We start from the raw sequence: 12,133 nt of genomic DNA on the forward strand, positions 1-12,133 counted from the left end.
AAAAACGCAGCGAGCAAAATCAAGCTCAACCGCTTATGCTCGCTGGTTTTGCTCTTTTTGGGAAAAACTTCTTAATTAACAGGAAAAATCTTATGCTTCAGAACCGCGATTATACAATCATCATTGACAAAAGCGGCAGTATGTACACCAAAGACCAGATGGGAGGAAAAAGTCGCTGGGCGCTGATGCAAGAATCGACTGTCGCACTGGCGAATAAATGCGAAGAACTTGACCCAGACGGCATCACAGTTTACGTTTTTTCTGGTCGCTTCAAACGCTACGAAAATGTAACATCAGCTAAAGTAGTGCAAATCTTCCAAGAAAACGAACCTTCCGGGACTACAAATTTGGCTGCGGTGCTGCTAGATTCTCTCAACAATTATTTTCAGCGCAAAGCATCCGGTAAGACCAAGCCAAATGGCGAAACCATATTAGTGGTGACGGACGGCGAACCGGACGATCGCAAGGAAGTAATGAAAACAATTATAGAGGCATCGCGGAAGCTCGATCGAGATGAAGAGCTGGCGATTTCCTTCATTCAAGTAGGGAATGCCCCGGAAGCGACTAAGTTTCTCAAGATATTGGATGACGAACTGCAAAGCGCCGGAGCTAAATTCGATATCGTTGATACAGTGACGATGGATGATATCGAAGGAATGACCCTGACGGAAGTATTGCTGAATGCAATAACTGATTGAGGAGGCTGCGGGTTGTTTGCGGGACTATATTTGTGCCTGGTTGCTGGGCAGGATTTTTTAAGGGGGTTTTAAGTCATGGAATCGATCGATCGCCTGTTAGCTGAACTTAGGGCAGAATATCAAGCATCTCAAAAAAATCGCGACGCGCCAAGTCAGCCGCCAGTGGAAGCACAACCGCTTTCCCAACCAGCAGCAGTGCCGTCAAATCAAACTTTTAAAACAGCAGATATCAAGTATTCTGGTACTTTTGACAAGGATTTAGCTGAAATCAAGGCTGAATACGAAGCACAAAATAAAGCTCAGGAAGTGGCTGCACAACAACCGCTTCAGCCTCTGCACGAAGCAGAAAATAAACCTCAGGAAGTGACGGCACTAGCACCGAAGCCAGCAGAAAAGATTGTGCAGTCAGAGTTAGACGTACAAACGCACAGGCAGAAAGTTAGGCAAGCTCAGGTTTGGCTGAAGAATTTGGATAAAAATTCCGATGAGAGATATTGGTTCGATCAGTTTGCTTTTAAGTATAGTTCGAGGATAGATGCGGCGATCGACTATTTGCAAGCTGTGAATGAGTTTGATTGAAAAGGTTTGTAGTGAGGACTTTAGTCCTTCTTTAATGCGGACTGAAGTCCTCACTACCAACCCAAGAGAGAAGGTTTGTAGTGAGGACTTTAGTCCTTCTTGAATGCGGACTAAAGTCCTGACTACGAACCGAATGGTCGATCGTCTTTTGGAACAGATGTAGGATTCAGCAGAAATGAAGCCGATCTTTTTGCTGTACTTTCAGATAGCTTAATTTGTTTGAATTCAACAATACCATCGGCTATAAAAGAATCTCTCAAGGCCGCCTTTTCTCCGCTGTTAAAAACAGTTTCGTAAAATACTTCGCGAATGCCGGCGGAAATAATTAATTTCAAACAATAAATGCAGGGTTCTAAAGTCACATAAATGCTAGCTCCAGCCGTAGATATGCCGTGTTTGGCAGCAGTGGCGATCGCATTTGCTTCAGCGTGAACCGCCCGCGACGGCAAAGTTTTGCTAGCATCGCAACTGCTCAAACCCGGATAGCAGAAGCCTTGAGCCGTGCAGTGTACCGAACCTGAGGGGGAACCGTTGTAACCCGTAGCTAAAACTTGCCTGTTTTTAGCGATTACCGCGCCGACGGGAAATGCCAGACAAGTCGATCGCGTTGCGGCCAATTTTGCCAACATCAAAAAGTATTCATCCCAATTTGGTCTTTGATAGGTTTTATTCATAAGCTGCTGTATTTTTTTCTGTTCCAAAACGTTTTTAAGTTGGTTCAAAGCATCTTCATAAGTCTGAAACTGAACTTCAGCAATTACTGTAGGGATACCCAGTGGAAATCTTGATATAACTTTATCTTTTTCATAAATAATCACAATAGGAATATTATTCATTTCAGCATAAGCTAGCTCCATTCCCACACCAAAAGAGAAGGAGCCAAGGTAAGCAATGACTAAATCTGATGTACTAACTTGATGTTTGTCTCTCTCAAATACTTGGCTAGGACTAATGTCAGGGTTATTGATGGGATCGGTATACATATGTGGAACATACGCTTGAAAACCTATTTCTTGGCAAAGCAGACCAATGGCTTCATAGAAACTCTTGACTTCTGCTGGTTTCTCAATTCCTGTTAAAGCACCAGATATATATACTTTGTTCATTGATTTTTACGCTTTCTCAACAGTATTATTTTGGAACAGAGGTTGCTTTAGGGGTGGGTGCTATTTGTGTCTTTGGTGTGATGATTGGTTTTGGATCAAAAGAAGGTGGTGAAGAAGGTTTCAAAACTGCTACCCATGTCCCAATTGCTCCCCCAATTGCTGCTAATGCCGCGACAATCGTAGCCCAAACCATCGGTTCCCACTGTGGCAAATACTTAAAAACTAAACGGTAGCGAATAGATTTCTGTTTAAGCTCATCCTTGGCTTTTTTATATTCAGACGATTGCTCTAACGCTTTTAAAATATCATTTTTATCTCCTTTTCTCCACAGATTTTGTGAATCGTTTAACCAGCTTCTAAGTTCCGGCGGTGTTGGATAGTCTTCAGGAATAGCATCATGAAGCTTACCAGGATCGTCTCTATATGCCGAAGAAAAAGAAGATTTTGAACTCAACCTATGAATTCTTAAATATGCAATAGTATCACCTACTTTAATCTGTATATCGTTGTCTGATAAATTATGAAGAGCTATAGCCATCACACCTCCATAATTAGGATTAACTCTTGTTCCAAGATGTCCTATTCCCTGTGACACTAATTTTACTTGTGAATGAATTACTCCACATAAATAATTGTTAACAAATACTGACTCATTAGTCCATATTATAGCTGTTTTTCGGCTGGGAATTTTAATAAGTTTATTATCCTGTCGATCTTTTAAAAGCAAGGTTTGTTTCTGTTGAGTTTGTTGATCTATGTTAAATGTATAAGCATATTCACTTGCCGTTAGGCGTAAACAGCAACCTCTGATGCTATGTTCTTTCCCTTTAAAAGGATAAATAAATATCCCTCTACCTAGCTCATTGATAATATCCCACTCGCTTAGAACCGACATAAACTATTTCCTATGCTTTAACTTTACGACGCTTAGATTTATTGATCCTGAATATATTTTTTGCCAGTTGCAATGCAGCCAAAAGCCTTCTGGATTTCTAGCCCTAAGTAACCTGAATGTTCAGGCTGTATTGCCGGAGAATTAGCACAAATTTCTCGTAATAGCTTGAGAGGATCTCTGCCACTATAATGCTTGGTAATTTCACCACTACCAGGAGTTGTTTGGGAAACAACTATTGTTTTATCCTCCAATTTGATGATGAAGTTTCCCACTGAATCGCAATCAGAATAACTTGGATCGAAATAACGTCTACGTTCTGCATCAACTATTTTTTGATAGTGCTGGTTGATAATCCGGTCAACTGAATCGAAAGTATCATCGTAGATATGAGCACTCTGACTAATCGTAATCAGTGGACCCATCTTTAGATCGTACTCCGATCGATCGGCGATCGCGTCTCGAATGTGTTCTTGCAATTTTCGCAATCCTATAGCGTTAGCAGGCCAGGCGCTAAACATATCGTTACTGCGGAAAGTAGCAGTCATTGACAGTTCGTTATCCACAACTCTTAGCCAGATATGGTTAAGGCATGGACTGCCACCTGAATCGTGATCGGCTACATCCCACAGCGACATAACTGCACTAGCAGCGTCAATCTCACCTATTAATTTATTAATAACTTGTTCAATCTGGTCGCGTCCATTAAACCAAGAACGAAGACGCTGCCCATAAGTGTATTTAACACCTTCTCGTTTCACTGAATCATCTAATATTTGTGAAGTGTATTCTTGAACAAAAGGACGGTCAATGGGCAGATAATTTGGTTCGGGGAAATAAAAGCCTGGTGGCTCATTTTTCACCACAGCTATTAAATCAATTAATTCTTGCCATTTGCCATCGTAGCCAGTCGGTCGAATTGTACCTGTTGTTTTGATGCGATGAATAATTTTAACCCAAGTTTCTGCAATAGTTGTTCCTTCTATCCGATGACCGTAACGCGGTCCAGGTTGAATAGTAGGAACGATTTCAGAGATAGGAAATTCTAAGTAATTACCCCACGGTTCAAGTATGTTCTGTTGTGAGTAAGACTTGACAGAGGCTACAGCTTCAGAAATGGATTTTGCTTCTACAGGTTCCTCTATCGATTGTCGTAATTGTTCCAAAGCACTAGCTGGAATTTCAATATCAATATACCCAGTAATAGGAGAATTAATCACCCAACATTTTCGTCCGGTATCACTGGTTCCTTCTGTAAACCCATTACGGAAGAAGTCCAGCAGGCACTTACATCCACCAGCATTGAGGTCTTCTTTTGTAGCGTTCATGATTACTAAAAAGCGGACATGGGGATTGAATAAAAGATTCCGAATCAGAAAGCTAATTCCACGAGTTGAACTGTACAACTGTCCAATCACAGCAAACTCATGGGCGTGAAGGTGTTTGGCGATCGCTTGCTTTACAGTCCATCCAGTCACTACAGCGGTTTGACCAGTTCCGCAAATCAGTTGGTTTGGCTTGTGTAGTGGTTTGTACTGGAATAGGGTTGCCTGCTGACTCATTACTGTGATGGTGACTACAAGTCAAAAAAAACTGCTAGAACAGCTTAACAAACTTTGAGGACATTTTTGCTAAAATTTTACCAAGATTTTTATGAATGAACCGCATGGTAGAGGGGGCAGAGGGTGCAGTGGAGGAGAAGAGAGAGATTAAGCAATCATTAATTTCAATAAAATCTGAATATTTAGCAAAACAATTTAAGTTTTTTAAATGAGTAGTTCGTTGACAGCTACGCTAAAACCTGCAAGTACAGTTTGAGTGTTAACAACTTCATCTGCATTAAACAACAGCCAGCGTTCCCCGGCATTCACAAATATTAATCTAGCTTCAGGAAAAAGCAGCCAGACTTCTTGACAGCCCGACTCCAAATATTCGTGAGCTTTTGCAAATAATTCTTCGCCGCTATCTTCGGGAGAAGCAACTTCTGCTATCAAGGGAAAACTTTGGGAAAATGCTGTAAAATTGCCTGATTGTGGCAGCAGTTCGGGAGTAATGTAAGCGATATCTGGTCGGCGGCCCTGCTTGTTAGTGCGACAAAGTATTTCGGTCAGAACTTCTCCTCCCTGTCCGCTGGAATTTTGGTAATTTCTCCAGGATGTAGATAGTTTAGATTGAGCCAAACTGTGTTTGAATGTCATTCCTGTTTTCTCTACTAAGTTGCCGTCAACCCATTCCATTCTATCAGGCGGTTTGACTAAAAAATCTTCGAGAGATATGATTGTTTGTGGATCAGATTTGGGTTGAATTTGTGGTGTATTTTCTAATTCGGGCGGTGATTCTGGCTGTGATTTTTTGTCGGCATTTTTTGGTATGATTATAGTAGCTGTCACGATCGCAACCTCTCTTTGAATATTTTAAGTTTACAGGAGATTAGCCTTTGATGACTGGATTAAATAAGGTAACTTCTATGATACTATCAAACCGATTTTCTGAAGCCCTCACCTATGCCGCCGAATTGCACGCAACTCAAGTCCGCAAAGGTTCTGGTGTTCCGTATATCGCTCATTTATTGGGTACTGCTAGTATAGCTTTGGAATACGGGGCTTCGGAAGATGAGGCGATCGCAGCTTTGCTTCATGATGCGATCGAAGATCGAGGCGGCCCCACCACCCGCGAAGCCATCCGCAACCACTTTGGGGATATCGTCACAGCGATTGTAGACGGCTGTACCGACAGCGATGCGACGGCGAAACCCCCTTGGCGCGATCGCAAACAAGCTTATATCGATCGCATTTCTCAAGCTTCCCACTCCGTCAGATTGGTCTCGGCGGCTGATAAACTTTATAATGCGCGATCGATCCTGAAAGATTACCGTGAATTAGGCGATCGCGTTTGGGAACGCTTCAAAGGCAAAAAAGATGGTACTCTCTGGTATTACAATTCTTTAGTAGAAGCATTACGCCAAGCTGAATCTACACCAATCGTTGAAGAATTAGCCCGCACAGTTTTAGAATTGAACAAGCTTTCCGAAGATAAAAGGTAAAAGCCATAGGACTAATGCCAACTGGCACATATCGTAGGTGCGTCAAATCTGGAACCCTAGATAATCGTTGTATAACTTCGTCTGACGCACCCTAGAGGTCTAGCAGATAACTAATAACCAGTAACCAATAACTACTAACAAATGGCAAACGTTCGCTTAGAAAATATTACTAGACGCTACCAAAATGTCACCGCGATTGAAAACATCAGTTTCAAAATCCCGGATGGAGAATTTTGGGTATTAGTCGGGCCTTCCGGCTGCGGAAAGTCTACAATTATGCGGACAATTGCAGGTTTGGAAACTGCAACTTCTGGCAATCTTTATATTGGAGATAATTTAGTTAATAACATTCCGGCGAGACAGCGCGATGTCGCAATGGTATTTCAAAATTACGCGCTTTACCCGCACATGACTGTCGCCGAAAATTTGGCTTTTGGATTGCGGATGCGGAATGTTGATGCTGCAAAAATTAAAGAAAGAGTCGAAATTGTAGCCCGATCGCTGTCGATCGATCACCTCCTCAACCGCAAGCCGAAACAGCTATCAGGCGGACAGCAGCAGCGGGTAGCACTCGGAAGGGCGATCGCCCGCGAGCCCAAAGTATTCCTTTTAGACGAACCGCTTTCTAACCTCGACGCCCAACTGCGAGACGACACTAGGGCCGAACTCAAACAACTCCATCAAAGGCTGGGAATTACCACAGTTTATGTCACCCACGACCAAGTAGAAGCGATGACTTTAGCTGATAAAATTGTAGTTTTAAATGGAGGCAAAATTCAGCAAATCGGAGACCCGCAAAGCATTTACGCTAAACCAGCTAATCGGATGGTTGCCACATTTTTAGGCAATCCTGCTATGAACATTTTACCTGCAATTTATGCAAACGAATCTTTTCAGGTAGGAAGTCAATCTTTAGCCTGTCCGCCCTCGATTCATAAAAGATTGCAGGCGAAAGAAGGACAAGCATTTGATTTGGGAATTCGTCCAGAAAATATAGAAATCTTTACGCCACAAACAGCAGAAGAGGATGATTTCAATAGGGATATTTGGGCTTTAGAAAAAGTCCCTCTCGATGTAGAGGTAAAAGTAGTTGAACCTCTGGGGCGAGAAATTTTAATCCGGGCGAGTTTACCTGCGTTGGGTGCTGAAACTACTGTACAGTTACAAGTACCGGCGGGTGTTCGCTTGCGTCCGGGCGATCGGCTGACGGTACAGCTTGACTTCGATCGACTATTTATTTTTGACCCATCCACCGGCGAGGCGCTGTATCCCTAACCGCATTAAATCTCAAAGGTCAAATAGATTTGATTTATGCACTTGCAACCTCAGAAACCCGGTTTCTACGAATATTTCTCGTTTCTCGTTGCAAATTTTTCTCAGAAACTGGGTTTCTAGCCCCGGCTTTCTGCGATCGCAGTCGGTAACTCCTGTTCCATCTCAAATCTCAAATCTCAAATCTCAAATCGCTCGACTGTTCCATCCACAGGCTAGGTCTCAGTCTTCTTCACAAAACTTTACACTTGACGTTTCGGAATTTACGCAGTAATGATAGAATGATTGTATTGCGAAAAAAAATCATCCCTCTAAAGGCGTACTTTTGTGAACGGGCATCGCGACCAAAAACTTCGCATCTGCGCTCGAAAAGCGGCAATCCCGCCGCATAGGGATTAACTGGCGAACCAAAAACTCCGAAAAACTTTCTAGCGGCATTTCTTAGATGAATCCCGATAACCTGCCTCAAATGCTGCAAACTGGATTTCACCTAACTTTAGGTGCAACTTCCTTTTTACTTGAGACACTGCAAGATCCCCAGAAGCGAGAAGAAAATCTGGACAAACTTCGTCAGTCGGATTTAAGTCCACTAGCTTCGGAGTTGGTTGAAAAAGGAGAAATGACCGATCGAGAAGCCCGTAATTTTGTCGATACTATTTTCTCTCAACCAGGCGATCGGGAGAATGCACGCAGCGAGGAATCCGGATCGCATCAGCAATCGGATACAGCAACTGACACTCCTCCCGAGTTGGTTGTACAGCCTGATGTAAAACTAGAGATTCAAGAATTAACTGCACAGATGGCAGCGCTCAGAATAGAGTTGGAAAATTTGCGCGCTGAAAATTACCCTGATTAAAGGATCAAGCATCTTTAACACAGCCCGAATTTAGTTGGAAACCCACTTGCAAACCCACTTGCAAACTTATTAAACAGAACCACAATTTAGTCGTTGTCCCAGTTTTCAGTACCGATTAAGTCGGCGATGCGATCGCGCAACAAGAAATCGCATTTTTCCAATTCTCCTTCTACGCAAGCCCATTCTCGGGGCGGAATGAACTGACACAGTGTGTAAATAGGCTGTTGCCTGCTGAGTACGCCTTCATGGACGAGGTGGCGTGCTTCGTCTTGGATAACATCTAAAGAGTATTGGATTCTGATAGTTGACTGAATCATAATGCGCCCTCAAGGTTTTACTACTAAAAAATTATGGCCCTGTTAATAATATAATCCAAACTTAGGATTATGGAAGTTAATTTTTTTTCTGTATACTGAGATACTGTTTGCAGATTAATTTGAAAAACTTATAGAGATGATGAGCGAGCAATGGGATCTGCTTGGGGATTTTGAGACGTGGCAGATATTCCAGGCTAACACGCGAATATACGGCAAAGCTTCATTCAGGACTTAGAAAGTTGCGACAGATTCCCGGTTTCTGGATGCTGCGCCGCAAAAGCAAAATTTTTGACAGAAACCGGGTGGATCGATTTAAGTGCTGATGAAGCCAAGGAAAGACTCAGCAGTCTGGCAGATCAAGCATTCCCCGTTTTGTTAATGCCGAACAGCAACTCTAGAGTGAGAGATTGCGCTGCGGGCATTTGTCCGAAACAAAATATATAAGGAATAGTCGGAGGCAAGTGCGGCAAAAATTGTTCTAAAACGTAGGGACTTCCGTAAACTACCACAGCTTGCAGTTCTCCCGTCTTTAATAAATTCTTAAACCAATCTTGAGCCGCTTGGGTCAATCCGGCACTACCTCGGAAGCAATTGCCGCGAATGAAAATTTGCAGCAGTGTCGGAGAAAAATGCTCTGCGCTTGAATTATGACTCAAATCGCCTGTCCGATCGTCAATTAGTTGCAATTCGTAACCAAACTGTTCGGGAATAGCGATCGCCGGAGTGTGTTTTCCCAAAAACTCGCAACCCAAAACATCATCTACCACAATCAAATTCCGCAAAATTTGCTTTTCCGAGGGTTTTTTAGCCACTAAAGGCAAAGCGCCACCAAATTTTAAAGAATCTCGCAAAATATCGGCAGCCGTCGCCCTTGCCTCTGCTGTTGCCAGCAAAATTAAGTCGCTGGAACTCCCACCCTTGCTCAGAGGCGGTTGAGGGGGGTCGAATTTGGGATTTGTCGCTGTTTGGTCGATCGACAAACCCACTTTAATTTTCGCCTTCCAGATTCGATTGACAGATTCCTTGATTTGTGCTATGTCGAGTCGCCCTTGAGTGACAGCTTCGCAGACAGCCAGAATCGCCCCTTCTGGGTCAAGCGGCATCAGCAAAACATCAGCACCAGCCTCAGCGGCCAAAACAGCAGCTTCATTAGCGCCGTACTTATTGGCGATCGCGCCCATCACCAAAGCATCCGTTACGATCAAACCCTCAAATCCCAACTCTTCCCGCAGCTTCCCGATCAAAATTTTGCGAGAAAGAGTAGCCGGAAACTGGTCATCCCAAGCCGGAATCAGCAAGTGAGCACTCATCACAGCATCGACCCCGGCGGCGATCGCCCCTACAAAAGGAGGCAACTCGATCTCAGCCAATCGATCGGGCGAATGCGACAAAACCGGCAATTCCAAGTGAGAATCAACCGCCGTATCTCCGTGGCCGGGAAAATGCTTAGCCGTAGTTAAAATCGGGTGTTCACCTGCACCGCGAATAAAAGCACTTGCCAATTTTCCGACAATTTCCGATGTCTCGCCAAAAGCGCGGACGTTAATCACAGGATTGTCGGGATTGTTGTTAACATCCACCACCGGTGCGAGAATCCAATTGAGACCGATCGCCCTAGCTTCGATCGCAGTCACAGCCCCCATTTGTTCCGCATAGCGATCGGCTTTACCTGCATCGTGCCGCGCAATTTCAGCAATAGCCATCGGCGGCCCAAACCAAGTCGCTCCGGCGAACCGCTGGCCGACACCTTCCTCAATATCAGCAGCCAGCAGCAGCGGAAATTTTGCCCAAGACTGCAATTGGTGCGATCGAACAGCCAATTCCGCAGCACTTCCCCCCACCAAAATCACCCCACCCACGCCCAAATTTTCCAGATAATAGCGGAGTTTGTCGGCCGTTGGTTCCCAGGCTCGATAGCGAATTTGGTGGTCAAACAAGTAGCCTGAAGCGCGCACCACGAACATCTGGGCTACAAGTTCGGGTAAGGAAAGATTGTCAATCATTCGATTTTAGATTTGGGAATTGGGAATTGGGAATTGGGAATTGGGAATTGGGCATTGGAATCATAGATTTGGACACTCGCATTACATAATTCCAATGCCACCGGACTTGAGATTAATCCTCGTCTTCTTCTAAATCATCATCATCATCATCATCATTTGCCAATTTTTCGCCATCATCCGTCAATTCTTCGTTGTCAAACATACCTGGTTTGCGATCGGCAGAAAGCTGATTCAGCAGTATCACCATTTTATCACCCCGTTCCAGGGAACGGTCTTCGAGAAATATCACTTCCGGCGTCCGACGCAGTTGTACCCGCTGGCCTAACTGGTTGCGGACATAGCTAGTTGCCGATTTCAAACCTTCCATAGTCTCGGCCTTGGCCTCATCAGTACCGTAAATGCTGACAAAGATTTTTGTATGCTGAAGGTCTCCCGAAACAATGACATCGGTAACGCTAACCATACCTGCACCGACTCGATCGTCCTTAATGCCGTTGATCAACATCAGGCTGACTTCCCGCTTAATCATTGAAGCTACGCGCTCTATGCGACGACTTGTAGCCATACCAATTATCCCCTACTTTTATATCAGCCATTTTCTATCAATTCTTAGTTTGACACAAAGCCGTAGGCGGGAGTTCTGCCAAAAGTACGCCACAATGAATTTTGGCTAACCTAGCCGTGTCCCGATCGCCAATAAAAACATAAAAACTATGGATAAAGAATTTACCATTGGTCAAAAAGTCCGAGTTGTGGCGATGCCACCTTTCGTGAAAACTGCCGAACCGATGCCGATGCTGCGGCCTGCGAATGTAATTGCGATCGGGGCCCAGGGTGTTGTGATCGATCGGCGTCCCGGCAATTATTGGGGCATTCGATTTGAAAAAGGTGCTTTTCTCTTAGACAGTCAGTACATTGAAGCTGCTATCAGTTGACTGTTGGCAGTTGGCAGTTGACAGGAAAGCAGTTGGCGGTTGGCTTGTTGAATAGTTGTCATTGGTAATTGGGAATTGGTAATTGGGAAATTCTCCCTCTTCCTTCTCTCAACGGGAGCATCTCAGTTTTGCAAGAAGCATTTTTTCTTACAGTGCGAGCGTCCCCGCTCGCGTGTGTACAAGCACGCGAGCGGGGACGCTCGCACTATAGCAAAACTGAGATGCTCCCCTCTCAACTGTCAACTGTCAACTGTCAACTGTCAACTATTCAAGAAGCTAACTTGGTCTCAAAACCCAAAGAATCAACCGAAAATTCTCCCAAAACTTCCTCTACAACCCACATTCCGCAGATATTCGATCGGATTTAATTTCAAAAGAATTCAGAATTCTCAAAACCTCAAATAATTGCTCTGCAATCATTTGAGGCTTTTT

13 protein-coding genes are annotated in these 12,133 nt (G+C 44.0%); 6 read left to right on the plus strand and 7 right to left on the minus strand.

Annotated elements, in window-relative coordinates:
• The first annotated feature begins 92 nt into the window (after nt 1-92).
• Both JGK14_RS14440 and JGK14_RS14445 read left to right on the plus strand, forming a co-directional pair.
• Nucleotides 93-698 (plus strand): vWA domain-containing protein, encoded by a 606-nt coding sequence (locus tag JGK14_RS14440; RefSeq protein WP_293133918.1) that lies wholly within the window; start codon nt 93-95, stop codon nt 696-698.
• A 75-nt stretch (nt 699-773) separates the two neighbouring features.
• The gene (locus JGK14_RS14445; RefSeq protein ID WP_293175996.1) at nt 774-1,277 is read left to right on the plus strand and encodes a salt stress protein, Slr1339 family; all 504 of its coding nucleotides are present in this window, start codon (nt 774-776) and stop codon (nt 1,275-1,277) included.
• A gap of 122 nt (nt 1,278-1,399) precedes the next feature.
• Here the strand turns inward: JGK14_RS14445 and JGK14_RS14450 are convergent, their stop codons facing one another.
• The 4 genes from JGK14_RS14450 to JGK14_RS14465 all read right to left on the minus strand — a co-directional run bounded on the left by JGK14_RS14450 (nt 1,400) and on the right by JGK14_RS14465 (nt 5,665).
• Nucleotides 1,400-1,951, minus strand: coding sequence for a deoxycytidylate deaminase (locus tag JGK14_RS14450; RefSeq protein ID WP_293176028.1), 552 nt, complete (start codon nt 1,949-1,951; stop codon nt 1,400-1,402).
• Between the two features lie 457 nt (nt 1,952-2,408).
• Nucleotides 2,409-3,278, minus strand: a complete 870-nt coding sequence (locus tag JGK14_RS14455) for a hypothetical protein (RefSeq protein ID WP_293175998.1) — start codon at nt 3,276-3,278, stop codon at nt 2,409-2,411.
• Between the two features lie 38 nt (nt 3,279-3,316).
• Entirely contained in the window at nt 3,317-4,837 is a 1,521-nt protein-coding gene (locus JGK14_RS14460; protein ID WP_293210304.1) for a thymidylate synthase, read from the minus strand.
• 204 nt (nt 4,838-5,041) lie between these two features.
• Complete coding sequence (locus JGK14_RS14465) at nt 5,042-5,665, minus strand: Uma2 family endonuclease (protein ID WP_293189576.1); 624 nt, start codon at nt 5,663-5,665, stop codon at nt 5,042-5,044.
• A gap of 77 nt (nt 5,666-5,742) precedes the next feature.
• Between JGK14_RS14465 and JGK14_RS14470 the strand changes: the two genes are divergently transcribed.
• From JGK14_RS14470 to JGK14_RS14480, 3 genes are all read left to right on the plus strand, one after another.
• Nucleotides 5,743-6,318: an HD domain-containing protein gene (locus JGK14_RS14470; protein ID WP_293189575.1), complete on the plus strand. Its 576-nt coding sequence runs from the start codon at nt 5,743-5,745 to the stop codon at nt 6,316-6,318.
• 141 nt (nt 6,319-6,459) lie between these two features.
• A complete protein-coding gene (locus JGK14_RS14475; RefSeq protein ID WP_293176006.1) occupies nt 6,460-7,593 on the plus strand; it encodes an ABC transporter ATP-binding protein in 1,134 nt (377 codons plus the stop codon).
• Nucleotides 7,594-8,035: 442 nt separating this feature from the next.
• Nucleotides 8,036-8,446: a hypothetical protein gene (locus tag JGK14_RS14480; protein ID WP_293176008.1), complete on the plus strand. Its 411-nt coding sequence runs from the start codon at nt 8,036-8,038 to the stop codon at nt 8,444-8,446.
• A gap of 86 nt (nt 8,447-8,532) precedes the next feature.
• Here the strand turns inward: JGK14_RS14480 and JGK14_RS14485 are convergent, their stop codons facing one another.
• From JGK14_RS14485 to rbfA, 3 genes are all read right to left on the minus strand, one after another.
• Nucleotides 8,533-8,763: a DUF4327 family protein gene (locus JGK14_RS14485; protein WP_293150704.1), complete on the minus strand. Its 231-nt coding sequence runs from the start codon at nt 8,761-8,763 to the stop codon at nt 8,533-8,535.
• A 356-nt stretch (nt 8,764-9,119) separates the two neighbouring features.
• Complete coding sequence (locus tag JGK14_RS14490) at nt 9,120-10,766, minus strand: glycoside hydrolase family 3 protein (protein WP_293323745.1); 1,647 nt, start codon at nt 10,764-10,766, stop codon at nt 9,120-9,122.
• A 112-nt stretch (nt 10,767-10,878) separates the two neighbouring features.
• The gene (rbfA, locus tag JGK14_RS14495; RefSeq protein WP_293189574.1) at nt 10,879-11,331 is read right to left on the minus strand and encodes a 30S ribosome-binding factor RbfA; all 453 of its coding nucleotides are present in this window, start codon (nt 11,329-11,331) and stop codon (nt 10,879-10,881) included.
• Nucleotides 11,332-11,479: 148 nt separating this feature from the next.
• On the opposite strand from rbfA, the gene sipA reads away from it, so the two are divergent.
• Entirely contained in the window at nt 11,480-11,701 is a 222-nt protein-coding gene (gene sipA / locus JGK14_RS14500; RefSeq protein ID WP_293176014.1) for a regulatory protein SipA, read from the plus strand.
• The last annotated feature ends 432 nt before the right edge of the window (nt 11,702-12,133 follow it).

Source organism: Microcoleus sp. PH2017_28_MFU_U_A, assembly GCF_020738035.1.
Lineage (GTDB): Bacteria > Cyanobacteriota > Cyanobacteriia > Cyanobacteriales > Microcoleaceae > Microcoleus.